This window comes from Mesorhizobium sp. P2_D5 (assembly GCF_056404355.1).
Window position 1 is genome coordinate 390,247 of the sequence record NZ_JBFUEE010000003.1, and the last position, 24,184, is coordinate 414,430.

The 24,184-nt window shown below is 62.0% G+C and carries 24 protein-coding genes; 17 read left to right on the forward strand and 7 right to left on the reverse strand.

Annotation, left to right across the window (positions count from 1 at the left end; all coding sequences use genetic code 11):
• Position 1 precedes the first annotated feature (1 nt).
• Positions 2–1,558: a serine hydrolase gene (locus AC1DYW_RS15125; RefSeq protein ID WP_477226746.1), complete on the forward strand. Its 1,557-nt coding sequence runs from the start codon at positions 2–4 to the stop codon at positions 1,556–1,558.
• A 29-nt stretch (positions 1,559–1,587) separates the two neighbouring features.
• On the opposite strand, the gene AC1DYW_RS15130 is transcribed toward AC1DYW_RS15125, so the two are convergent.
• Positions 1,588–2,523 (reverse strand): hypothetical protein, encoded by a 936-nt coding sequence (locus AC1DYW_RS15130; protein ID WP_477227084.1) that lies wholly within the window; start codon positions 2,521–2,523, stop codon positions 1,588–1,590.
• 163 nt (positions 2,524–2,686) lie between these two features.
• On the opposite strand from AC1DYW_RS15130, the gene AC1DYW_RS15135 reads away from it, so the two are divergent.
• The 8 genes from AC1DYW_RS15135 to AC1DYW_RS15170 all read left to right on the forward strand — a co-directional run bounded on the left by AC1DYW_RS15135 (position 2,687) and on the right by AC1DYW_RS15170 (position 8,117).
• Positions 2,687–3,808, forward strand: a complete 1,122-nt coding sequence (locus tag AC1DYW_RS15135; protein WP_477226747.1) for a KamA family radical SAM protein — start codon at positions 2,687–2,689, stop codon at positions 3,806–3,808.
• Between the two features lie 321 nt (positions 3,809–4,129).
• Complete coding sequence (locus AC1DYW_RS15140) at positions 4,130–4,372, forward strand: DUF680 domain-containing protein (protein WP_095091240.1); 243 nt, start codon at positions 4,130–4,132, stop codon at positions 4,370–4,372.
• Positions 4,373–4,484: 112 nt separating this feature from the next.
• A complete protein-coding gene (locus AC1DYW_RS15145; protein WP_477226748.1) occupies positions 4,485–5,456 on the forward strand; it encodes an MBL fold metallo-hydrolase in 972 nt (323 codons plus the stop codon).
• Between the two features lie 174 nt (positions 5,457–5,630).
• Positions 5,631–6,110: a tetratricopeptide repeat protein gene (locus tag AC1DYW_RS15150; RefSeq protein WP_477226749.1), complete on the forward strand. Its 480-nt coding sequence runs from the start codon at positions 5,631–5,633 to the stop codon at positions 6,108–6,110.
• Between the two features lie 257 nt (positions 6,111–6,367).
• On the forward strand, positions 6,368–6,886 hold the full coding sequence (locus AC1DYW_RS15155; RefSeq protein WP_477226750.1) for a DoxX family protein: 519 nt from the start codon (positions 6,368–6,370) through the stop codon (positions 6,884–6,886).
• 244 nt (positions 6,887–7,130) lie between these two features.
• The gene (locus AC1DYW_RS15160; protein WP_477226751.1) at positions 7,131–7,451 is read left to right on the forward strand and encodes a hypothetical protein; all 321 of its coding nucleotides are present in this window, start codon (positions 7,131–7,133) and stop codon (positions 7,449–7,451) included.
• A gap of 184 nt (positions 7,452–7,635) precedes the next feature.
• A complete protein-coding gene (locus AC1DYW_RS15165) occupies positions 7,636–7,953 on the forward strand; it encodes a DUF2934 domain-containing protein (protein WP_477226752.1) in 318 nt (105 codons plus the stop codon).
• Positions 7,954–7,967: 14 nt separating this feature from the next.
• Positions 7,968–8,117: a hypothetical protein gene (locus AC1DYW_RS15170; RefSeq protein WP_023677295.1), complete on the forward strand. Its 150-nt coding sequence runs from the start codon at positions 7,968–7,970 to the stop codon at positions 8,115–8,117.
• 48 nt (positions 8,118–8,165) lie between these two features.
• On the opposite strand, the gene AC1DYW_RS15175 is transcribed toward AC1DYW_RS15170, so the two are convergent.
• Genes AC1DYW_RS15175 through AC1DYW_RS15185 form a run of 3 tightly spaced genes read right to left on the reverse strand, consistent with a single transcriptional unit; the run spans position 8,166 to position 13,401 of the window.
• Positions 8,166–8,828, reverse strand: coding sequence for a 4'-phosphopantetheinyl transferase family protein (locus tag AC1DYW_RS15175; RefSeq protein ID WP_477226753.1), 663 nt, complete (start codon positions 8,826–8,828; stop codon positions 8,166–8,168).
• Positions 8,825–9,256, reverse strand: coding sequence for a GNAT family N-acetyltransferase (locus tag AC1DYW_RS15180; protein WP_477226754.1), 432 nt, complete (start codon positions 9,254–9,256; stop codon positions 8,825–8,827). The genes AC1DYW_RS15175 and AC1DYW_RS15180 overlap by 4 nt, the downstream gene beginning before the upstream one ends.
• Positions 9,257–9,282: 26 nt before the next feature.
• On the reverse strand, positions 9,283–13,401 hold the full coding sequence (locus AC1DYW_RS15185) for a Pls/PosA family non-ribosomal peptide synthetase (protein WP_477226755.1): 4,119 nt from the start codon (positions 13,399–13,401) through the stop codon (positions 9,283–9,285).
• 691 nt (positions 13,402–14,092) lie between these two features.
• Here AC1DYW_RS15185 and AC1DYW_RS15190 point away from each other — a divergent pair.
• Entirely contained in the window at positions 14,093–14,518 is a 426-nt protein-coding gene (locus AC1DYW_RS15190; protein WP_477226756.1) for a globin family protein, read from the forward strand.
• Positions 14,519–14,541: 23 nt separating this feature from the next.
• Here AC1DYW_RS15190 and AC1DYW_RS15195 read toward each other — a convergent pair whose 3' ends face one another.
• Both AC1DYW_RS15195 and AC1DYW_RS15200 read right to left on the reverse strand, forming a co-directional pair.
• Positions 14,542–16,410: a CHASE2 domain-containing protein gene (locus tag AC1DYW_RS15195; protein WP_477226757.1), complete on the reverse strand. Its 1,869-nt coding sequence runs from the start codon at positions 16,408–16,410 to the stop codon at positions 14,542–14,544.
• Positions 16,411–16,416: 6 nt separating this feature from the next.
• The gene (locus AC1DYW_RS15200; protein WP_477226758.1) at positions 16,417–16,947 is read right to left on the reverse strand and encodes a FecR domain-containing protein; all 531 of its coding nucleotides are present in this window, start codon (positions 16,945–16,947) and stop codon (positions 16,417–16,419) included.
• 92 nt (positions 16,948–17,039) lie between these two features.
• Here AC1DYW_RS15200 and AC1DYW_RS15205 point away from each other — a divergent pair, with 92 nt between their 5' ends.
• From AC1DYW_RS15205 to AC1DYW_RS15215, 3 genes are all read left to right on the forward strand, one after another.
• Positions 17,040–17,333 carry a hypothetical protein gene (locus AC1DYW_RS15205; protein WP_477226759.1) on the forward strand — a complete coding sequence of 98 codons (294 nt, stop codon included), beginning with the start codon at positions 17,040–17,042 and terminating at the stop codon, positions 17,331–17,333.
• A 169-nt stretch (positions 17,334–17,502) separates the two neighbouring features.
• Positions 17,503–18,162 (forward strand): L,D-transpeptidase, encoded by a 660-nt coding sequence (locus AC1DYW_RS15210; RefSeq protein ID WP_477226760.1) that lies wholly within the window; start codon positions 17,503–17,505, stop codon positions 18,160–18,162.
• 10 nt (positions 18,163–18,172) lie between these two features.
• Complete coding sequence (locus AC1DYW_RS15215) at positions 18,173–18,685, forward strand: OmpA family protein (protein ID WP_095091251.1); 513 nt, start codon at positions 18,173–18,175, stop codon at positions 18,683–18,685.
• A gap of 155 nt (positions 18,686–18,840) precedes the next feature.
• On the opposite strand, the gene AC1DYW_RS15220 is transcribed toward AC1DYW_RS15215, so the two are convergent.
• Positions 18,841–19,587 carry a bestrophin-like domain gene (locus tag AC1DYW_RS15220; RefSeq protein ID WP_477226761.1) on the reverse strand — a complete coding sequence of 249 codons (747 nt, stop codon included), beginning with the start codon at positions 19,585–19,587 and terminating at the stop codon, positions 18,841–18,843.
• Between the two features lie 1,399 nt (positions 19,588–20,986).
• Between AC1DYW_RS15220 and AC1DYW_RS15225 the strand changes: the two genes are divergently transcribed.
• From AC1DYW_RS15225 to AC1DYW_RS15240, 4 genes are all read left to right on the forward strand, one after another.
• The gene (locus AC1DYW_RS15225) at positions 20,987–21,526 is read left to right on the forward strand and encodes a hypothetical protein (RefSeq protein ID WP_477226762.1); all 540 of its coding nucleotides are present in this window, start codon (positions 20,987–20,989) and stop codon (positions 21,524–21,526) included.
• Between the two features lie 68 nt (positions 21,527–21,594).
• On the forward strand, positions 21,595–22,374 hold the full coding sequence (locus AC1DYW_RS15230; RefSeq protein WP_477226763.1) for an RES family NAD+ phosphorylase: 780 nt from the start codon (positions 21,595–21,597) through the stop codon (positions 22,372–22,374).
• A gap of 198 nt (positions 22,375–22,572) precedes the next feature.
• The gene (locus tag AC1DYW_RS15235) at positions 22,573–22,995 is read left to right on the forward strand and encodes a DUF3010 family protein (protein WP_477226764.1); all 423 of its coding nucleotides are present in this window, start codon (positions 22,573–22,575) and stop codon (positions 22,993–22,995) included.
• Entirely contained in the window at positions 22,995–24,068 is a 1,074-nt protein-coding gene (locus AC1DYW_RS15240; RefSeq protein ID WP_477226765.1) for a serine/threonine protein kinase, read from the forward strand. The genes AC1DYW_RS15235 and AC1DYW_RS15240 overlap by 1 nt, the downstream gene beginning before the upstream one ends.
• Positions 24,069–24,184 lie beyond the last annotated feature (116 nt).

Here is a 24,184-nt window from a genome sequence, read left to right on the forward strand (position 1 = left end):
CATGCGGCTGGATCAGAATCTCCGTCATTGGAGGATTTGGGCACTCATCGCCGCCATGGTGCTTTGGCCGCAGGCGGCGCCGGCCGACGGCATCACGCCCGAGCGGATCACGGCTGCCCTGCCCAAGCTTGAAGCGCTTGCCGAAGCCGCCGTCGCGGACGGTGCCGTACCCGGTCTCGCCATCGCCGTCGTGCACGATGACCAGGTGATCTTCCTTAGGGGTTTCGGCCATCGCGAGGTCGGCAAGCCCGAGGTCGTCGACGCCGACACCGTGTTCCAGATCGCGTCGCTTTCCAAGCCGGTCTCCGCCACGGTCGTGGCGGCGCTGGTCAGCGACGGGATCGTGTCCTGGGATTCGAAGATCGCCGACCTCGATCCGGCCTTCCGGCTGGCCGATCCCTATCCAACCAGCCAACTCACCGTCCGCGACCTGTTTTCGCACCGCAGCGGACTGCCCGGGACCGCCGGAGACGACCTCGAGGACATTGGCTATGACCGCGCCGAGATCCTGCATCGCCTGCGGTTCGTCCCGCCATCGTCGAGCTTTCGCGCCGGGTATTCCTACAGCAATTTCGGATTGACGGAGGGTGCCGTGGCGGCCGCGACGCCGACAGGCAAGCCGTGGGAGGAGGTCGCCGAGGAGAAGCTCTACCGTCCGCTTGGCATGGCCTCGACCAGTTCCCGCCAATCGGACTTCGTCAAGCACGCCAACCGCGCCGCGCTTCACGTCAGGGTCGATGGCGCCTGGGCCGCGAAGATAGAGCGCGATCCGGATGCGCAGGCGCCTGCCGGCGGCGTCAGTTCCACGGCACGTGACCTCTCGCAATGGGTGCGCCTCATCATCGGCAACGGCGTCTACGCCGGCAAGACACTGATTGCCGCTGATGCGCTGGACCAGACGCATGTTCCGCTGATGGCGCGCGGCAACAATCCCGTCTCTGGAGGTGCCTCGTTCTACGGCCTCGGCTGGAATGTCGAATTCGGCCGGCACGGCCTGAGCTGGGGTCACGCCGGCGCCTTCAGCGTCGGCGCGCGCACCCTGGTGACAGTCTTCCCGAAGGAGAAGCTTGGCATCGTTATCATCACCAACGCCTTTCCGACGGGCCTGCCGGAAGGATTGTCCGATAGCTTCGCCGATCTCGTCTTCGACGGCACGGTCGAGAAGGACTGGGTCAAGGCGTGGGACGATATCTATGCAGGCCTGTTCGGCCCGGCGGTGGCGGCAGCCAAGGCCACCTATGCAACGCCACTGTCTCCGGCGAGACCGGCCGGGCCGGCCAGCGCCTATGCCGGCCGCTACGCCAACGACTTCGTTGGCGACGCAATCGTATCGAAAGCGGGAGACGACCTCGTGCTGAGGGTAGGCCCGGCTGCAGCCCGGTCCTATTCATTGACCCATTTCGACGGAGACATTTTCCTGACCTTTCCAGATGCCGAGACCCCGGACAGACCAACCGGCGTGAGCTTCGTCGTCGGCCCGGACGGCAAGGCGTCGGCCATGACCATAGGCTTCCTCGACGACAATCATCTCGGCACGCTGCGGCGCGTGGGCGACTGACCGTCAAATCGAACAGTGCCGGCGGCAGCTCAAGGCGACGGGCCGTACTGGAGCAGTTTGAAGCAATCGCCGGTGCCCGACTTCGCCTGCGTCAGGAAGGGTTTGGACCGGTCGATCCATTCCTGATGCGACCTCGCATCGGCTTCGATCGCATCGACCGGTGCAAGGCCAACGAAGCTGCGCCCGTGGCTGAAGAGCCAGCACGCACGGCCGAGAAACCGCCTGCTGCGCTGGCGCAGGAGATCGGCATCGTAGAAGACGTCGAGCACCTCGTGCTTGATCTTGCGCCCCGTTTCAGGATTGGCCATCGCAAGCTCGACCGGCTGGCCGCCGATCGCATCCTGCAGGTCCTTGTAGTCGAGGGCGAGCTGGGTGGTGGCATATTTGATCTCGCTCTCGTCGCGCACGATGTCGAACCACAGTGTGGGATCGAGCTCGTTGACGACGAACGACGATTCGAAATCGCGCGACAGGTTGAGGACGTCGAAGTCCCGGACGTCGATGTCGCGCTCGACCAGCGCGATCTCGCCGACCTGCTTGCCGAGCGCTGCCCCCTGCGCTCCGATCGCGGCGTTGGTTCCACCAAGTTCGGGGCTGACGTAGGCCCCGCCTTCATCCAGCAGAGCGTCGAATTGGCCGAGCGATCCGACGATGGGGGCGCCGTGGGCGATGCGTGCCGCCAGCTTGGCCAGAACTTGCTGGAGTTCCGCTTCGCGTTTGCGCTGGTCCTGGTAATTCTGCTGGAAAAAGAAGATGAACAGCGACACGCCGATGCCGATCAGGATCACGCCCAGCTGCGAAAAGATGTTGCGGTAGTATTCCAGCAGCTTTTCGCGGTGGCGTACGTCGTCGCGCACGCTGTGGGCGACGCGCAGATTGACGATCAGCGACAGGATCAGCAGGCCGGCGCCAACCAGGATGAGGCCGCCGATGAGCAGGTAGCCATGGCCCGTATTGAAGTCCATCTGTGTTCCCTGAAACCCCCGGACTGCGCAGAATACCTCGCAGAATAGTGCCATTTTGCTTAAATACCTATGGGCTCGCGTCGGCGGGTCTGCGGCATGCAGGTGGTTGACCCGCCTGGCCATCGGGCCGATAGCTCCGCCAGAAATTACCCCGAGATATCAGATGACTTCAGACGCCAACTTCTCCGATGCAGTCGAGCGCATCGACACCTCCGACGCCACTTGGCAGACCGACGTCCGCGCCGGCGTGCGCCATGTGCGCGATCTCGCGCCCCTGCCGCTGTCGCCGGGCGAGCGCGCGGCGGCGCAAGCCGCCGCCGCGAACCACAAGGTGCGCATTCCGAAAACCTATCTCGACCTGATCGACTGGAACGATCCCGCCGACCCGATCCGGGCGCAGGTCATCCCGTCGCCGGACGAACTCGTGGAGCAGGAGGGCGAGCTCGACGATCCAATCGCCGACCACGCGTTCAGCCCGGTGCCACGGCTGACGCATCGCCATGCCGACCGGGTGTTGTTGTTCCCGACCTATCAATGCGCGGTCTATTGCCGGTTCTGCTTTCGCAAGGAATCGCTGACCTCGATCGGCCGCGGCTATACGCGCGAGGCGCTGGAGCCGGCCTTGGCCTACATCGCCGATCACCCCGAAATCCGCGAGGTCATCCTGACCGGCGGCGATCCGCTGTCGCTGCCGGACAAGGCGCTGGCTGAAATCCGCGCCTGCATCGAGGCGATCGCGCATGTGCGTCTCCTACGCATCCACACGCGCGTGCCGGTGGCGCTGCCCTCGCGCATCACGTCGGGGCTGGTCGCGGCCCTGCAGGGCCGGCTGATGGTCACGGTCGTCACCCATTTCAACCATCCACGGGAGATCACCGACGCCACGGAAGCTGCCTGCCGCACCTTGCGGCAAGCCGGCTTCGTGCTGCTCAACCAGAGCGTACTCTTGAAAGGCGTCAACGACACGGTCGAGGTGCTGGAGGAGCTCTGCCGCGAGCTGATGTACCGGCTCGGCGTCAAACCCTACTACCTGCATCATGGCGACCTCGCGCGTGGCATGGCCCACCGCCGCACCACCATCGCGCAAGGCCAGGCGCTGGCCGCCGCACTGCGCGCCCGCCTGTCGGGCATCTGCAACCCCGTCTATGTGCTCGACCTGCCGGAAGGCGGTGGCAAGGTGCCGATCGGGCCGTGTTATGTCGAGGCGCAGGACGGCACGGACTGGCGCATTCGCGGGCTGGATGGCGAGGTGAGGGGCTATGCGGAGCTTGTCGACGGACCCTAAGCTTGGGTTCCTCGCCCCAACGGAGCGGGGGAAAGGCGGCCGCGAAGCGGGCGAAGAGGAGGCGTCGTAGAGCTCTGCCTTCTCAAGAGCGCAATTTGCTTAGGTCAGCGCCATTCCCCTCCGGTTCGGCTTCGCCGAGCCACCTCTCCCATGACATGGGGGCGAGGAACCCAAGCCTTGTGGCCACTGAGCACTTGAATTCGATTATTTCATAAAAATCTTGTCGCACCGGGAATAAAGGCCCGCCCTGCCGGGTCTTCCCTTCAGCGAGGCCATTCGCCCGGCCCGCAACCCGAAGAAACGAAACAAGGACCTACGAAAATGACCAAGCTCGCTCTCAGCGTGGCTGCCATGCTGCTTGCCTCGAGCGCTGCCTTTGCCGGCAGTGACCACGGCGCAAACAACGCCAATTCACCGGTCGCTTCCGTCGACACCAACGCCACCGCGTCGATCCCCTACATCGCACCTACAGACGGCGTCGACACCAAGGTCACGACCGGGCCGCGGCACGCGACGATGCAATCGAATGCGAGCGAACCAGGCCAAGGCATCTGGGGCCGTTGAGTTCGCCAGGGGTCAAGACCGAATCCCAACGGTTCGGACTCAACCACATCGGGATGGCCTGGGGCTTGGCCCTCCGTAATCCCTTCCGCACCCACCAACAGAGGAGACCACCATGTTCAGCATGACACGACGCACACTGCTTGGATCCGCCGCCGCCGCTGCCGCCTTCGGCCTTGCCGGCAAGCTTGAATTCACCCGACCGGCCTTTGCCGAAACGCCGGTGGAGCCGACTGTCGGTTTCTACAAATACAAGGTCGGCGACATCGAGATCACCGCCATCTACGATGGCATCTGGCGCAAGCCGCATGACCCGGCCTTCATCAAGGATGTTTCGGTCGACGATACCAAGGCAGCACTCGCCAAGGCGGGGCTGACCACCGACTTCATGCCCATTCCGCTCACCGTCGTCGTGCTCAAGATGAACGGCAAGCTGATCATGATGGATGCCGGCTCTGGTGTCGGCCAGTGGCAGACCAACGCCACCCACCTGCCGGCCAACATGGCCGCAGCCGGCATCGACTACAAGGCGATCGACACCATCATGATTTCGCATTTCCACCCCGACCATGTCTGGGGCCTGATGGAAAAGGGCACCAACGCGCCTGTTTTCCCAAATGCCGAGCTCATCGTGAACGCCACCGAATACAATTGGTGGACCGATCCCAGCCGGTTGGCCAAGCTGCCCGAGGGCCGCAAGCCAGCGGGCAAGCGCATCGCTGAAAACTTCCCGAAATGGAAAAACTGGAAGCTGGTCGATGACGGCGCCGAGGTGGCGCCCGGCATCCACATCATCGCCGCGCCCGGCCATACGCCCGGCCACTCGGTCTACCTGGCCAACTCCGGCAAGGAGCAGATCATGATCTCGGCCGACACCATGTATGTGCCGGCCCTTCTGGCGCCGCATCCAGAATGGCAGGGCAGCTACGACCAGGACGGGCCGACGGCGATCACTACGCGCCACAAGATCATCGACCGCGTGATTGCCGACAACATCCGCATCTCGGGCTCGCACTTTCCATTCCCGGGCACCGGCGTCTTCGTCAAGGACGGCAACGCCTACGGCTTCACTCCGGTCCAGATCTGAGGCCGTTTGGAAACTCCACTCTGGCGGCCATCTGAAGGCGTTTTCTGCGCTTCCGTTGCTCATGGACCGGACGTCCGCTGCGCTGCGGTTCTCGAAACCACCATCAGCTGACTCGCCAGAGCGAATTTCGAAACGGTCTCTCAACACTAGCACTCAATCCAAGTGAGAAAGACAATGAAACATTCTGTTTTTGGCAAACATGCCCTGTTCGGCCTGCTCGGCGCCGTTGCGGTGCTGACCGTGGTTCCGGTCGCGACCGTCATGCCCGCCTATGCCGTCGACGACATCGAGGGCGCTGACGCGCCTGACCTCACCGCCGTCAAGGCCAAGATCGAGGCCAAGGACTATACTGGCGCGCTGGCCCAGCTGCGCGACCTGGCGCAGGACACACAGCAGCCCGACGTCTACAATCTGCTCGGCTTCACGCTGCGCAAGACCGGCGACTACAAGACCGCTCTGACCTATTACACCAAGGCGCTGGAGCTGAAGCCCGACCACAAGGCGGCCCGCGAATATCTGGGTGAGCTCTATGTCGAGACCGGCGATATGGCCAAGGCCAACGAACAGCTGGCGTCGCTGGAAAAACTCTGTCCGGCCGGCTGCGAGGAACTGTCGGACCTGCAGAAGGCCATCGACACCAAGGTGACGAAGTAAGGCCCAGAGGGCTGTTCCTCGCCCCCACGAATGTGGGGAGAGGTGGCTCGGCGAAGCCGAACCGGAGAGGGGGCTTGGCGCCGCGCCATCCCTCTTAAGCACCATAGTTTGGGCGCTCGTGGCTGGCGCCCATTGCCGGAGCCGGCATCCCCTCCCTTGCGCTGGCTCCGGCCTTTTTCAATCAGACGCTTGGCAGCGCCATTGCGCCTGTTCGACCGGACGCGGCGTCTGCCTGTTAGAAAAATTGGAGCCCGACCATGACACCGACTGAACTTGCCGCGAAGCTGCACCTCCTCGCCACGAAGCTATACGCTGGTGATGTGACCCTACTTGCCGGCCGCCTGCTGCTTTCCCTGCTCTTCCTGCATGAAGGCCTGACACTGGCCACCCATTTCGACGGCGCCGCCAAGGCGATGGCCGCGCTGGGCGTCAGCCTGCCGCTGTTTGTTGCCACGATTGCTCTGCAACTGGGGGCAGGGCTCTCGGTCGGGCTGGGCCTTTTGACGCGGCTGGGCGCCATCGGTCTCGGCCTGTTCTGCCTGGCAACGGCGACACTCTTCCACACCAACTTCGCCAACCAGAACGAATTGCTGCATTTCGAAAAGGATCTCGCCATTGCCGGTGGCATGTTCGTGCTGGCCATATCAGGCGCCGGCAGGATTTCGCTGGACAGGGTGCTCACTGGTTTCGTGAAGTCCCGGGGTGGCGACAAAGACACGGTCGACGCACTCATGGCGGCCTATCCCCAGCACGGCCACACCAGCCTGCCGATCTGAAAGTGCCACGGCCTTGCGCTCCCGGGCAGTGTTCGACGCGCTTCCCGGCTGCATTCAACGCAAAATTCCACGTTTGCGGTGGTTGGTACCACGCGCCGTCCCACGCCGGTGCAAACACCACGCCCCTATGAATTGGCCAACAGCGCACGCAGGACCAACACGACCGTACGCTGAAGCCGCCGCCGCAAATCCGTAGGCATCGCGGTTGGCTGGTTTCGCCCGAGAGCAATCAAGGGAAGGCCTCATGAACGCGGTGCGGGCGGCCAAATGTCAACTTTCAAAGATGGAGCTTGAAATGAAAGAGATCGTTTTGGCCATTGCCACGGTTTTGCTTGCCTCCGGCACGGCCTTCGCCGGTAGCGACAACTATGGCACGGACTACATCCCTGGCCCCGACGCCTATCCGAGCAGCAGCGTTTACCATTCGATGGGGTCCGATGGCGTCAACACGCTCGACCTCAGCGGCACGAAGAGCATCGGCACTGCCAACAGCGCACCGGCCCTGGGAGGAAGTGCGAACTCGGACATGTCAGCCGGCTACGGCCAGGGAATCTGGGGCCACTGACAACAAGGCCGGCCGGGAACGGCCGACATCCAGGCGGTGGGCTCGCCCGCGGCCTGGAATGACCTCGTGGCCAGCGCTACCCAGCGCCTCGCGCCACCCCCGCAACGGAGCAAATGATCACGCAGATTTTTTGGATCATTCGGACTGGTGCGGCGTTCCTCCCTGACGCAACGGAGGAATGATCATGGGCGACGAACGGCATGAGAAGATCCAGCAGCGAGCATACCAGATCTGGGAACGCGAAGGCGGCGGCGATCCCGAGCGGCACTGGCATCAGGCCGCGGCCGAGATCGACCGGGAGGCGGCGCTGCCGCTGACGGCCGGCGATGCGCTGCCGGAGACAAGCGAGATCGCCAGCTCCGACGTCCTGGCGGTCGAGGCGCTGGCAATGCGCACCGGCATATCGGGTGACGAGGCGCAGGAACTGATCGACAGGCTGGGCCACGACCGCGCGGCGGTCGAGCAAGCCGCGCGCAACCTCAAGGGCAAACGGCGGTACTAAGCAGGGAGAGCCAGATGATCAGAAAACTCAAGGACGGAAAATACCGCCTCTATTCGCGCAAGAAAGATGAAAAGACCGGCAAGCGCCGCAACCTTGGCACGTTTGATACGCGGGAGGCGGCGGAGAAGCATGAGCGCGAGGTGCAGTATTTCAAGCGGCACTGAGGGGTAGCGGGTCACGATTGTCACCCATTTCCACCGTCCGCACGAGACCTAAACCGCCCCCCGGTCAACAAACGCCAGGACGACCACGCGCGGGGCAACGCAGTAGGCGAGGGTGAGCTTGCGGCCGCCTTTGGTCGTCGCTCGGCCTGCGTTGAGGTCGACTTCTATGTCCTCGTAGCCCAGGACCTGCCGATCGAGCGGATAGACCGCCTTGTAGACTGCTTCCTTGGCGCAAAACAGGAGGCGACCGGCAAGATGCGGGTCCGCAGCGTCTGTCCGGTCCGCAGGGGTCGCAACGAGCGCGAGGAGGTCGTGCGGCAAGGGTTGGGCGGGCTCGACATCGATGCCGAGGCCGCCGATGTCGGCAACAGGCGCAACCGCCGCTACGGCCATTTCGTCGTCATGGGCGAGCGAACCGGTTATCCCGCCGGGCCAGACCGGCGTGCCGGATGGCGCGCGCAGGATGGCGAAGTCGTTCACACCAACATCCGCCAGCAGTCCGTGTGCGATCCAGCGCGCCGCTCCGCTTGCGCGCCGCATGGCCGGCTGGCGCGCGGGGATGGAGCGTGCTTCCTCGGGCAGCAGGTGGGCCTCGTCTCCGTCTTGTATGACCCGGCATCCGATCCGGACACTTTTGGGCGCGATGGCGACCATCGCCTGCAGCAGGGATGTTTGCGCAAGCGCGCTTTCAGGGGAGGGCGGCCGCGTCAACGATCATCCGCCGCGAAGGCGAGGTCGGCGATCATTTCTCCATCCTCGTCGAGCCCTTGTTCCACGAAACCGGCGGCACTGTAGAGCTGTCGTGCGGCTTCATTGTGCGGTTCGTAGCAGATTGAAACCTGCCTGATGTGGCCGAGCTTTCCGATTTCGTCCAGCACTTCACGCAACGCAGCCTTGCCGTAGCCTCTGCCCTGCCAGGTGCGGTCGATCATGAAGCGGTAGATCCGCGCCTCGTCGTCATCCTGCGGCGCCTCGTACATCAGGAAGCCGACGACACGATCCCCAGCCATCACGACGCGGGGCCGCGCGTCGCTGTCAGACATGGCTTCGTCCAGGGACTCTGCATTGCTGGCAACGAAATCGATCTGGTCCGGAGCCAGTTGCAGGGACATGACCAAGGCCTGGTTGGCCTTGGTCACGGAAACGAGACGGATTTCTCCGGCCTTCAAGCCGATGCCCTGGAGCCATCGTCCGTGACCGGCTCCACGAACCGATGCAGTTTGGCCGGGTTGCCTCGCCAGATGGAGTTGGGCTCCAGCACTTCGCCCTTCATGACGAAGGAGTCGACATCGACCACCGATCCTTCACCCATCACGACGCCGTAATGGACGAATGCGGAAGGTCCAAGCGTGCAGCCCTTGCCAATGCGGATGTAATCGGACTTGAACGCGCCTTCTTCCAGCGAATGGGCCTGGATGACGCAGCCTTCATTGAGCGTGACGTCATCGCCGATTTCGACCAGCGAACGCTCGGTCAGGTTGCTGCCGCCGTCATAGACCCGCTTGCCGACCTTGACGCCCAGCATGCGCAGGATCATCGGCCGGAATGGCGTGCCGGCAAACAGGCGCACGATCGGCGAATCCGCAAGCTTCCAGTGGCGTTCATGGCGCCAGAAGGCGACGTCGTAGATCGTCGTCATCTGCGGCTTCAGCCTGCGAAAACCAAGGCTTGCCCGCTCGACAAGGATGTAGAACGGAATGGTGATCGCGGACGTCAAAAGCACGGCGACGAAGAGGGCGACCTCCGCCCATTCGGTATAGTAGTTCAGCGCGCGGTCCCAGATCGCCAGTGTGGCGAACAGCATGACCCATTGCGTTGCCACGAACAGCAGGATTGTCACCATGTTGTGGCGGTTCTTCAGTGGGATGCGCCGGCGCCGGTCGTCCTCGTCGACACCGGCGATGAGTTCCTTGTCGCGGTTCACAATGCGCGGGATTTCAAAGGAAGGCGAACCGAGAAGGCCGACATTCTCGCGCAACGGCCCGTCGATGGGGATCATCACCTTGGTGCCGAGCAGGACGTTGTCGCCCGTGCGTCCATCCGGCGGGTAGTAGATGTTGTTGCCGAGATAGTTGCGCTCGCCTATCCGCGTCTGCTCCAGCCGGAATGCGGAGGCGGATTTGTGCATGTTGATCATGAAAAGTCCGTCCGACACCATGGTCTCGGTGCCGATCTCGCACAGGAGCGGGTTTTCGTGCTGCTGGTTGCTGCCGAAGTTGGAACCGGTCTGCACCACCTTGTTGAGGTTCCAGCCGATGGCGCGCATGTAGTGCACGATTGCCGAACTGTCGCCGAACAGGAGGCCGAGCACGCGGGAGTTGCTCGAGAATTCGGCGACCGTCTGCAGCCAGTAACGGAAGCCGTAGAGCGTATAGGTGCGACCGGGCTTCAGGATCAGGCTGAACAGGCGCGGCACCAGTGTTGCCGCAAGAAAGGCCACGGCGATGTAGCCGAAAAGCGTGACCGTGGTGCCGATCGCGACAATGCCGATGGTCTCCTGGTAGTCGTCGCCGACGTTCTCCCAATAGCTGTGGAACAGGAGCGGCAGCGGGGTGACGATGGCAAACAGGCCAATCAGCTGGACCGCTTCGAAGAGGAAGCGCCGGATGTTGGACGGATCGACATTGCGTACCTTGCAATAGTCCGCCGTGGTCGGCACGGCTGGCGATCCATGCCAGCGTTCGCCGTCGGGGATGCTTTGCCCGCGGTGCAGCGAGGACGAATGGCCGAGCTGGGCGCCGTCACCGATCCTGGTGTCGATATCGAGCGTGGAGCCGACGCCGACGAAGGCATCGCGGCCGATGGTCAACGGGCCGGTGTGGATGTAGCCGGACTGGGCCCTGAAGCCGAGGATCATCGATTCCTTGCGCAGGATGGTGTTGGCGCCGATCGAAATGAGGTCGGTGCAGACGGGCACCGATTTCGATTCGATGACGGCGTTCTTGCCGAGTTTGGTGCCGAGAAGCTGTAGATAGAAACTGTAGAGCGGGCTGCCCCGGAACAGCACGACGGGTGCGGTTCGGATCAATGTCTTGACGACCCAGAAGCGGTAGTAGCGTAGGCCCCAGATCGGAAACGCCTCGGCCTTCCAGCGGCCGATGAGGACCCATTTGGCGATGACGGCGAAGCCCGACATGCCGAAGAACACGGCGGCCGAAAGCGCCACGCAGCGCAAATAGAGCTGCAGCGGATTGTCGAGCGCGTCATACATCCAGTTGAGGCCGTCATTGAACGCCCACAGCGCCACATAGCTGTAGAGCCCGTAAAACAGCAGCTGCGCCGCGCCGCAGGTCCAGTAGGCAAAATTCGACGCCTTGCGGGTGAGAACGCGCTCATTGGTGGCCGTCGTCATCCCTTCCGCCACGCTTAGGTGTTTGGCGAGGCGCGCCACGGTCGGATAGAGATAGATGTCGCGCATCGACGTCGTCGCCCATTCCTTCCTGGTGCGCACGCGCGCGCAGAAATGGGCCATCAGCAGCGAATTGGCGCCGAGATCGTCGAAGAAATTGTCCTCGACGGACACTTCGTCGAATTTCAGCACCGCGGCCAGTGCGTCGGCCAGGAAACGCTCGTCGTCATTGCCGGGCGGCACCATCGCGCGATCGGCCGAAAGCCGAAGGCTTGTCGGTTTCGGCAGCTGGCGAAGGTCGACCTTGTTGGAGACCGTCATCGGGATCGCCGGCAGTTCCTCCAGGTAGGAGGGCACCATGTAGTCCGGCAGGCGTCGCTTCATCACCTGGGCGAGATCGGCGCGGGAGATCGCCGGCAGGCCGGGTTTTGGCGCGTAATAGGCAACGAGTTCGACGCGACCGGGCTCGATCTCCCAGGTGGTGACGGCAGCCTGCGCGATCTCCGGCTGGTCCAGCAGCACCGCCTCGATCTCGCCGAGTTCGATGCGATAGCCGCGGATCTTCACCTGGGTGTCGATGCGCCCGTTATACTCGATCTCGCCCTTGTCGTTGATGCGGCCAAGGTCGCCCGTCCGGTAGATGCGCTGCGACGGGTTGTTGGGCAGGCCGACGAAATCGGCGATGAATTTCTGGTGCGTCAGATCCGGCCGGTTGAGATAGCCGACCGCAAGCCCGATGCCGGCGATGCCGATCTCACCCAGTTCACCCGGCTCGGCAAGCTGCGGCAGCGAAGCGTCGAGAATGACGATCGAGTAGGTCGGCAGCGGCGCGCCGATCGTCACCGGACTGTCGGGCGTCAGCGCGCCCATGGTTGCGGTGACGGTGGCTTCGGTCGGGCCATAGGTGTTGAGGATCTGCCGCCCTGGCTTCGACCAGCGCACCACCAGATTGTGCGGGCAGGCCTCGCCGCCCACCAGCAGCGTGCGCAGGCTGGGCACGTCGCTCGCCATCGACGACAACAGGGTCGGGCTGCAGGCCATGCAGGTGATGTCATGGAGCCGCAGGAAATCCGCCAGTTCCTCGCCGACGAGAGGCATCTGGCCTGGCGCCGGCACGACCGTCGCGCCGGCGACAAACGGCACCCAGATCTCTTCGGAGGAAAAGTCGAAGGCGATGGTCATGCCCTGGTAGACACGATCGCCCGGCCGGTATCCGTAGGATGCGGCGGCGACGCGGATGAAGTTTACGAAGCTCTGGTGCTTGATGACCACGCCCTTGGGTTTGCCGGTGGTGCCCGAGGTGTAGAGGATGTAGCAGGTGTCGTCCGATACAGCGGTCCTCGCATCCGGCTTCAGCGGCGCGCTCGACTGTTTGGAGATCTCGGTGGCGGCGCTGTCGATCAACAGGTGGGGAACGGGCAGTTGATCGGCTCGCGACGCGTAGGCGGCGATGGTGACGATCAGGCTGACGCTGGCGTCTTCGATGATGAGCGTCATCCGCTCCTGGGGAAACGCGGTGGCCAGCGGCACGAAGGCCGCGCCTGCCTTCATCACCGCCAGCACGGCAACATAGGTCTCCGCCGACCGGTCGAGAATGAGCCCAACCCGGTCACCCCTTCGCACGCCTCGCTTGACCAGCAGGCGGGCGAACTGGTTGGCACGGTTGTCCAGCTCCTGATACGTCCACACACGCCCGTCGGAGATCACCGCCGGCAACGCGGCAAATGTCTCGGCGAGCTCTTCGAAGACGGTATCGAGCCGCTCACCGGGTTGCCCCTGCCGGGCAAAGTCGGCGCCCGTCAGGACCTGGCTGCGCGCGCCCCTTCCGGAGCCGTGAGCGGCCTCCACGAGCGTATCGACGATTGCCAGGCCAGTTTCCGGTTGGCTGTCCGGTCTTGCCGCGTCCAGTTCGGCGATATCGAAACCTTGGTCCATGTCCATTCTTTCCCGTCTTGGCCGAGCAACGGCTACCGCAGCCGTTTCCGGCCGCCGCGGGAGGTTATGCCATGCGATCTTTTCGCCAGTTTTTCCGAACTGTTGAATATTGTTTCTGGATTGTGTCTGGGCGATCTTCGTACCCTCCGCCTCAGGGCTCCGAACTCAGGTCAACAGGCCTCTCGACGGCCAGTCCGGCGGTGTCGGCGGCTTTTGTGCCGGGGGGCGAGCGATAGGAATTTATTCTTGATATTGTGAGGGCAGCTATGCTACACATTCGTCCATGGTGCTGATTTGCGCCAATGACCCGCCGCACAGGCGGGTTTTTGCGTTTGATGCTTCGTCAACCAACGCGCCGGCGCCCGAAGGAACCCGTTAGCTTGGATTTGTTGCGCTGCTCTCCCTTGTTGGTCCTTGGGGGAGGGTGAAGCCTCCGCCGTCGATCTCCACAGCGCCCCCTTCGCGAAGCGGCCGAGAAGCACGAGTGCGAGGTGCAGTATTTCAAGCGGCATTGAGGGATGGGCTGCCGAACATTGCGGTGCCTGGAAGGAGTTTGAAAACAATCGAATGCAACCTGAAACCAAATTGAGACATAACTGAAACACATAGGCGCGACAGGCGACATGGATGCGAAACGCCCCGGGCGCATGGTCGAGGCTCACCCAGACCAGAACCAGAGGAGAGCGCGCCGATGACACCCGACCAGATTCGACTTGTCCAGGATAGTTTTCGTGAGGTCGTCCCGATCCGTGCGGCTGCCGCCGCCTTGTTCTATGAACGCCTGTTCGCGATCGACGGGAATCTTCGGGCGCTGTTTCCGGTGAGAGACATGACCAAGCAAGGCGCCAAGCTGATGGCGAGCCTGGGCTTCGTCGTGCATGGACTGGATCGTGCCGACACCATTTTGCCCACCGTGCGCGAACTCGCCAAGCGTCACGTCACCTACGGTGTCGAAGAGCATCATTACCCGATCGTCGGGCAAGCGCTGATCGAGACGCTGGCGGCCGGCCTCGGCCCCGCTTTTACACCGGCGGTGCGCGAGGCCTGGGAGGCAGCCTACGGCTTGCTCGCGAGTGTCATGATCGCGGCCGCCCGTGAGGTCCAACTCGCGGCGTGAGCCGCAGGCCTGGCGGCGACGCTCTACTGCGGCGTCCCTGCACTCTGCCAAAGCCAGATTGCGAGCGAGCCGGATCGCCCACGGATCTGTGTTTCCACAGGCCCTTTCAAAGTACCGGACTTGAACAACGCGCAGTCGCGGCCGGCGGCATCGAGCATTTTGTCGCTCACCGCGACCTCGGCATCCTGGTCGGCCGCGATCTCCATCAGGCGACTGGCAACGTTGACCGTGTCACCTATGGCTGCGATGTGCTGACGGCCTTCGCCGCCGAGCCGAGAGGCCACGATCGTTCCGTGGTGGGCTCCAATCTTGAAGCCGAGCCGGGATGCGGTCGATGCAGGCAACGACGCCAGCCAATCGCTGGTGCGGCTGGAGAGCCCCACGCAACAGCGGGCGGCATTGAAGGCGTCATTCGCCGCCGGTTCCGGCAGACCGAACAGGATCATGGCTCCGTCGCCCATGAAACTGGTGACGACGCCACCGCAACGCGTCACTTCTTCGCCGACCAACGCATGAAAACTGTTCAGGAGTTCGCGTGTGGCGGTCGGTCCAAGTGTTTCACTCAATCCGGTGAAGCCGGACAGGTCGATGAACAGGATGGCGGCGTCTGTCCGGACGGGCTCCGAGAGGAAGTCGCCATGCTTGGCCAGCCACTCCCCCATGCCTGGGGCTTCAACGCGCTGAAGCAATTGGCTCTGCGTTGCGAAAAATTGCGCCCGGCTCCTGCCCAGCCAAAGCTGCGCGGCCCCGAACAGGATGGCCGGCGGAATGGCGGCGGTCATCGGCAACGCGGCGCTCAGCCAGATGTGGTGCAGGAAGGCGGTCATGTTGACCACCAGCCAGACCAGGACCACGCCGGCGATCGCCGCGAGGCCCCCCGCGTTTCGCCGCCATGCCAACAGCCCGACAAGGACCATTGGCAGCACCACCGCAAAGCCGGCATCGGCAAGCCGGACATACTGGTCCCGCACGACTGCGTCGCCGGCCATCAGATGGGCAATCGCCGTCGACATGACTTCGACGCCCGGGAGTATTGGATCGAACGGTGTCGGGTAAACATCGCCGGTGCCGGTTGCCGTGGCTCCGATCACCACAATTCTATTCAGGATCGCGCCGGGATCGAGTTGGCCGTCCAGCACGGTCGCCGCGCTGATCGTGCGGATCGTGCCGCGGGGGCCATAGAAGGTCAGAGGCAGGATGTGACCAATGTCGGTCCGGATCGAGCGTCCGCCCAGCGATAGATGATCGGCGGCGATTTCTGGATCCCCTCCTGCTGCCATGGCGGCAACACGCAAGGGGAAAGACGTTTCCAGCCGGTCTCCGGCCCGAAACAGCAACGGCACGAAGCGGGGCGTTCCCGTCTTGTCGGTGGCCACGTTCACGACGCCGACGGCGGCGGCATCCGAGAATGCTTTCAGCGGCCACAGGAACCGCTCGGCATTCGGCACGCCGGCGATGGGTCCGTCGCCCTTGGCCACCGTCCATTGTTCACCTCCGGGATAGACCGCCGCGGCAGCGATGACGCTCGCACTCCCGCTCAGCGAACGTGCGAGCGCCTCATCGTTGTCTTTTTCCCCGGGATCGACCAGCAGCAGGTCGAGCGCAATGGCTTTCGGTCCAAGGCGCGCGATCGTATCGACAAGCCGGGCAAGCGTGGCGCGGCTGAGGGGATATGCACCCTCGTGCCGCACCGCTTCGTCGTCTATCGCGACAATGGTGATCAGCTCCGGTGGCTTTGCCGTTCCTCGCACAAGCGTTCGAAGATCGGTCATCGTGGCTTCGACGCGATCGAGAAACCACAAATTGCCGCGCCAGTGCGCGAAGCCCAGGCCGGCGCCCCAAAGACCCGCCAGGATAAGCGCGATCAGCGTCGGAAGCGCTCGCCGGCTCACTGCCGCTCACTGGCCGAAACGGGCCAGCAAGGCGGAAACGCGCTTGGCGGGCCAGCGCTTGACGGTCAGTGGTCCTGTTCCGGCCTCGACGTCGACGCCGTCGCCCGGCGCCAGCACAACGCCGGCTCTGGACGCCGGCCGGTTCACCGCGACGCGGCCTCTGAGGACGAAGACAGACGTCTTGCCCCCGCCGACGTCGACCGCCCATTTGGTGCCTCGCGCCGCGGCGATCGCCTGTGGGGTGACAACCGCGAAGCCACCCGGGATCGAGCCGGCTGGAGCATCGAGCAGCAGCGCCTTGCGCCGCAACCTGACGGTATCGACTTTGCCGTTTCGATCGCGGTCCGCCAGCGTGAACCGAGCCCCACCTTCGACAATGATGGTAAGGCCTTCCTGACACCTCAGGATCTGTCGGGACGTGCCGCCCTCCGGCGCGAACGCACACCCCGCGCCCTGCGCCAAGGCGGCATCCACCCAGAAGACACCGGCAAACAGGCCAGCCACCAGGCTACGGAAAAATCGGTCCCTTGCGCTCATCGACGTCCCCTTGCTCTTGCAAAAACCTCCGGCAACAAAATCTTGCGCCGCCAGCCTGGCGGCGTACGTGCGAACCGGCACTTGCAGCCGCGTTGCCCGAGGCAGCAGGGTGCCGACCGGCGATCCTAGCACGACAAACCTGCTCCGACACCAAGCAAGGCCCCGGCCGCGATGCGAATGTCGATCAGGCGGCGACGTTTGCCGCCAACGACACGGTCGAGGCGCTGGAGGGACCGGCAATGACGGAGCGCCCAGGCAAGAAGGGCGAAAAACCCGGCAAGCGTGAGGGGCCTTTCGACACTCGTGAGGCGGTCGAGAAGCACGAGCGTAAGGTGCAGGCGCGTATTGAGGTTCGTCGCGGCGAGCGGCGAGTCAAATTTCACTGACCATTATTTTGTTGAAGTCGGTGCCGATCGGAGAGCGTCTACAGTCTTGGGTTCGGATCAAAAGTGGATAGACCGGTAACGCCGGACTGAAGCAACGCAGCATTTTCCACTTTGAGGCGAACTAATTCTCAACTATGGTCCGCCAGGCTCAAGGCAGTGGGGATTGCCGATGGTTTTATCACGCAGGGGGGTCGTGCTCGGCGGCCTGGCGCTGGTCGCGGCTGGCGCAACCGGCAATATTGTTCAAGCCGCGACGGCAAAATCCTTTTTCGCCGGCACCGCTATTGACAACAATTTTGTCTATCGCAAGACCAACTTCGCCAAGATCGACAAGAGATGGCATCGCCAGATCGTCAAGTATTTCAGCAGCGAGCCGGTCGGCACCGTCGTGGTCGACACCCGCCACCACTTCCTCTACCTCATCATGGAAAACAAGACCGCCATCCGCTACGGCGTCGGCGTCGGCAAGGAGGGCTTCAAATGGTACGGCCGCGCGACGATCGACCGCCGCGCGCTGTGGCCGCAATGGGTCCCGCCCCCCGAAATGCGTAAGCGCAGGCCGGAGCTACCGCCCATGATCGCAGGCGGCGCGTCCAACAATCCGCTCGGGCCGCGCGCGCTCTATCTGTACCGCGACGGCGCTGACATCGGCTACCGCCTGCATGGCACGCTGGAGCCATGGAGCATCGGCACCGACGCTTCCAGCGGCTGCATCCGCATGTTCCCGGAAGACATCATCGACCTCTACCAGCGGTGCCCGATCGGCACCGCGGTGGAGGTCCTGCCGCACATCGCCGACCAGGCGCCCGCTTCCACCACTGTCGAATGATTGGCGCCTCATGAGCCGCATGATTGAAAACACGCGCCGGCTGCTCGCCGCCAGCCTGCTGGTGCTGGCCGCATCCTGCTCGACCAGCAACACGCTGGCCCCTCCCACGCCCGACGTCACCAACGCCGAGGTTGCCGGCTTCCAGAACGTGCAGCCGGGCAGCGAGGAGGATTTTATCCTCAATGTCGGCCGCCGCATCTATTTCACGCAAGGTTCGGCCGCGCTCGATTCTGTCGCCAAGGCCACCCTCGACACCCAGATCGCCTGGTTGGCAAAGAATCCGCGCTGGCTGCTCAAGCTGCAGGGTTTCGCCGACGATCCCGGCGCGAGCGAAACAGCGCTGTCGCAGAAGCGCGCCGATGCGGTGATGGACTACCTCGCCGCCGGCGGCATAGACCGCAACCGCATGTGGGCCAAGGGCTACGGCAAGGACAGGCTCGTCCGCGACTGCCCCAACTCCGCCTGCAGGTCGCAGAACCGCCGCGTTGTGTCTAATTTGCGCGATGAGAGGGACGAGTCGTAGGGGCTGCTGTTTTGCTTGTCACTAAATCAGAGTCTCACAACGCGACGACGGCATGGCTGCTTTGCGCCTCATGTCGGCCGAAGAGATTGGCTTAACCGCTGTCACCGGCGCCACACCAGAGCGGGAATCTACCCGTCTCTGCACTCCTACCTGTATCATCCGCCGCCGCCCGCTTTGGATTCCGGCATGACTTGCAGCAACGGCTGCGGCGACACTGCGATCTCTCCCGTGAAGGGCCGATCGTGGGCGAGAATCAAGAGAACGGATGCCGCCACGCCCGTCGCAAAACTTCCAAGAGCGATCGCCGATGCCATTCGGTTATCACTGTGAACGATCGCGATCGCGAGAAGAGCACAGAAGGCTTGCAGGATCAGGCAGGCCCACTTCGTGGGGTTGACTTGCGCGGAGCTGACGAGAACCCGTTGGCGACGCGCCTCGAAGGCGTCTTCAAGCCACCTCGTCATCTCGCGCTGCGCGATCTCCTGGCCGGGATTGCCTGGCGTCAAAGCCAGCGTCGTCCGCAGCGCCTCGTTAAGCGCAGGCGGGATTATGGTGACGGTCGCCGCGCCCTCGGCCATCAGTGGCCACTCCTGGCTCGTCGTTTCCTCGATATAGCTGTGCACCAGCGTCCGCAAGCGCGCCTCGGGCTCGCCCGGAAAGCTGCTCGCCAGAAGCACGACCGACCGCAATGCACTGGCCTCGCGATTGACTGCCGCATTGGCGTGATCGTTGTCGCTCCAGACCTGAGCCGCGGTGAACGCCACAAACAAGCCAAAGATGATACCGAGCGGCGGCAACATGCCAGGCGAAAGCGCCTTGAATGACCGCGCCGTGGAGCCCACGGAAAGAGCGGCGATGCCCTGGTGCAAGATGAACGAGACGATATAGGTGGCCCCGAACACGACGAGAGCCATCCAAGCGAGTGGAAGAGTATGCAACCAGCCACTCATAGTAGCGCCTGCCCTCCTGAGAGTTCGTCGTCAGGCGTTTGTAAGGCCGTCGTTCCACTCGTGGCAATGCCACTGTGTTCCATCCTGTCAACAAACTCCATGCACGGGTGCAATCGGCTGCCCACGGCGGTCGAAAGACCTGCTTCATAATCGCGTCGCAGTGAGTGCTTGCGAGGGGAGGATTCCCAATTGCCCGCCAATCGATCCCGCCTGGACTCCTATTGCGGGTCAGGTTGGTGTTTTGCGCTTGGGGCGGGCTGCTTCATAATCTGCTGCCGTCAACCTGTGCTTGCGAACCGGCACTTGCAGCCGTGATGTGCCGAGGCAGCAAGGTGCCGACCGGCGATGATTGCACGACTACCTGCTCCGACACCAAGCAAGCCCCGGCCGCGATGCGAATGTCGTCGGGCGGCGACGTTTACCGCCAAGGACACAGGTCGGGGGCTGGAAGGGCCGGCAATGGCGGGGCGCCTCAGCGTAATAGCGCTGCACCACGGCATGCAGAATTGGTGACGCGACCAACTGGTTAATCTATCCTACCAAGGTCGTGGAGAAGCCAGTTCGCCGCAACGAGCAGGCAGCCGGTATCAAAAGACCACTATGTTTTTGAAGACGGCCTTTGATCGCAACAGCACAAATCATCGCAGAGGAAAAATCGCGCCGACAATATTATTTTGTAAATTCGACTTCTCCCCCCTGTCTCTCGTCTTGCTAAGTCGATTACTGCCTGCAAAGTTCTTACTGGGCAAAGATGGGGGATAAAATGCCGATTTTCACTCATAATTTTACGCCGGCTTCAGGTTCAAGTTTAGGCGCCACAGTCGACATACCTACGCGCGCTGTGGAAGACGCCGGCTTGATGGAAATTCTTCAAAGTCCGGGGCCTGCAGTAGGGTTGTGGGGCCTCTTCCATCCACTCTTAGCTACGGCTTCTGCCGAATTCCGGTTCCGAGAGCCGCTTGGCCAGTCGCGGGAGGTGAAGACCGCGCTGTCGGGCCTGTTTGGGCGGTTCGTGGCCCGAGCTTACGCTACACTCCATCTAAACCTCACGCACTTCGCTCACGTTACAAAGCCGCCGATGCGCCTTTCGGGTCCAATGCGCGGCGAGCTTCGGCGTGTGCCGCGTAAACGCGGCGATCTGCCAGATTGGGTGGCGTGGGGCTCTTTACCGGGAATGGCCATCGTAGAGGCCAAGGGCTGCCACGAAAGGAGCGGCCCTAATCAGACTTTGCGACGTGCCTTCGCTCAGGCCGAGCGCGCGGAGATCTGGGGAAGACACGGGCTAGCCCCTTTCAAGCGCTATGCTATTGCGACGCGGTGGGGGTTCGCAGCGCCGCTTGACTGGGCGCCCATGCTCTCTGTTCACGACCCGGACGAAGAAGGCGACGAAATACTTCCCAAAGAAATCGACGAGTTGCAAGTGGGCGTGATTCGAATGCACTACGCAAGCATGCTCGACCGCCTGGAGTTGCCGACGCTTGCCACCGCGCTTCGTGATCTGGTGACCAGACGATTCCCGAACATGCACTCGCAAGCAAGCACCCGGGCGACCGCCGCCTTGGAAGCGGCCTCGACACACCGGGTGGTTGGCAGTTTCCCAGTCGAACCCCAGGACGAGCTTATTGGAGGATTTGTAACCCGCGGGGGGGTTTTGCCGGCGGACGGGCTTTCTGGATCCGATCAAGAGACGTTGTCGCGGCTAAGCATGAGGCCCGCTTTCGTCGGCGTCGAACGCCACATGCTGAAACTGGCGGTTCTCGGGGACATTTCGTCCATCCGAGACCACCGTCTAACTTTGGGTGAGAAGGAACTAGTGCCCAAAGGCCCGCGCGACGACGGCGCCGGTGGGTGGGTCGTGCGTCTCGATGAAGATGCTGCGCGGATTGAATGAGTTTAACTGAGCCCATGTATCGACTGTGAGCGTGCACCGTTGGCGGTGCGGGATCTGGGGGACAACACTTGGCGGAATTTGCTTCTTGGCGCAGCTATTGGGAGTTTCATCGGACTGTCAGCCGTGAACTGCGTTTCGTGCGCACTCCTGAAACAGAACGGTTTCTGGAAACCGTTCTGGCGACCAGCGCCAAGCGCCGAACAGATTTCAAGGAGGGTTATCTCTTCTGGCGTTCGCAACTTGGTCATGGCCAACGGGAGGAAGGTGAGGAAGGTGAGGAAGGAGCGACCTTCGAGGTGCTGAGCGCCTATCCGCCAGAGCGCATGAAGCCGTTGCGAGACCGGGCAAGCGACGGTCGTGCCAACCCGAAAGGTATACCGTGCCTGTATCTAGCAACCGAACGAGACACCGCTATTGCGGAGGTCCGGCCCTGGATCGGATCGCATGTATCTGTCGCCCAGTTTCGCACGCTGCGGTCGCTCACAATCATTGACTGTTCTCGCGGACACAACAAGATGAACCTCTATTTTGAGGAGCCCGACGCAGTCGAGCGTGAGGAAGCTGTGTGGTCCTCCATCGATAGAGCTTTCGCAAAACCTATCACACGCAGTGACGACTACGCCGACTATGTGCCAACTCAGATAATCGCGGAGCTATTCAAGCGCGAGGGCCTCGACGGTGTCGCCTATAAGAGCAACTTTGGAAAAAACGGTTACAATATCGCGCTATTCGACCTTGATGCGGCCGCGCTGTTAAACTGCACCCTGTATGAGGTCAATAAGATAACGATGGTGTCAGAACAGGTTGATAATACATATTTCGTGAAAGAGAATTTTGCAAAGAGTTAGTGAGTGTAGCAGATCGATCCCAGCATTGTCTTTCTGATCACACGTTCGTGCCATGCTGCTGCCGAAGGCGCATCGGGCGTCTGCATGAAGAGTGCATCCGATACGAAGCGTACGCGTCTGCCTTAGGAGTTACCCGTCAATCAACCTTTGATAACGAATCAGATCGAACCAAGCCGATCACAGTGAAGGAGATTTCGAGTGATTGTATGTGGAGTCGAGTTAAAGGCCAGCGAGGCTAGGCTAGTCTTGGTTTCGGTCAAGGGCGACGATCCCCATCACATAGGCTGCAAGACCAGAAAGCTCTCTTTGGGCGACGACAAGGACAGCAGCGCAGTCAAGGGGCTTCTCCAGGCGGTGAAGACATTTGCTCATGAGCATGGTGTTGACGTGTTTGCCATCAAGGCAAGGGCGAAAGGGGGGAAAAGGGGAGGAGGAGCTGTGTCATTCAAAATAGAAACGTTGTTTCAGCTCTCCGATTGTGAGGTGGTTTTTGTTAATCCGGTCGCACTATCAAAATTCGCAAAGACGAACTTGGGAGGTATTCCAGGTGGAATCTTGAAATACCAAGAAGATGCATATCGCTGTGGAGTGTATCACCTCAAGCGTGCCAAGGAGTTCTAATGGCATTGGATTTTTCGCCTTTACCACCAGCAATCAGATTAAAGGCCGAAGAGCTGTCAAAGGACATTGAATTCTGCAATATGATTGACAAGGGCGCAAATGGTCATGTGCTCATCGGTCACAACAAGTTGCTCAAGCGCAATGTCGTAGTTAAATTCTACCATTGGGGTGGCGGCGATCACGCCGAACCTGCGCTGCTCGCTAATCTCGATTCCGAGCACATCCTCAAGGTATATCACGCTGAGAGCATCGATAAGGACGATGCATTTTTTATGACGCCGTATTGTGCATCTGGCGATCTAGATGATGCCTTGGTGAAGCGCAAATTCGGCACAGTCGAGGCAATCGATGTTCTAAGCCAGATCGCAGCTGGCGCAAGCTTCCTGCATGGCAATGGGTATCTGCATCGCGATTTGAAGCCGTCCAATATCTTCTGTCTTTCGGACGATCGATTTGTGATCGGAGATTTTGGATCGGTAGTGGTTCAGAACGATGATGGCTACGCTAAGACGTCAACCCGGCATTCGCTCCTTTATCGACCGCCCGAGGAGCTTGATCAAAAGTGCTTCTACCGCCAAGGAGACATCTATCAACTTGGAATGGTTTTCTATCAGGTTTTGGGCGGCCATTTGCCTTATCACGAACGCGATTGGCTTAGTGACAGGGAAAAGAAAAAATACGATGAGCTTGCCGGTTGGGATCAACAGGCATTTGCCACATCGATTATCGAGTCCAGAATTGCTCGAAGTCGTATTCTTGACTGCTCGACGCTGCCCGCTTGGACGCCAACCGCTCTGATGACCATCATAAGAAAGTGCTGCGCCAAGGCATTAGGAGACCGCTATTCGTCTGTTGCCGACCTCGCAGCTAAATTAAACAACGTCAGGAGCAAAGTTCCAGAATGGCGCATTGGCCAACATCCTGTGTTGCACCGTGCTAAAAAGCAATTTCGAGTAGTGCCCCACAAAGGCGAATTTGCAGTCGAGAAGTGCGTTGGCGCTCAGTGGAGGAGGGAGCGGGCCTATTCGCCGTCAACTCTTTCTGAAGCCGTTCGTGTTGCCGAGCAGCTGTGACCGCCGGGACGGTCGGTCGACGTCACCCCAGTCGGTTCCGAAGATATCGGCTCACAAGCCCCTCGGTACCAGCCGATTCCATGAAAACGAGTGGTGATACTCGAACCTCGGGCAAA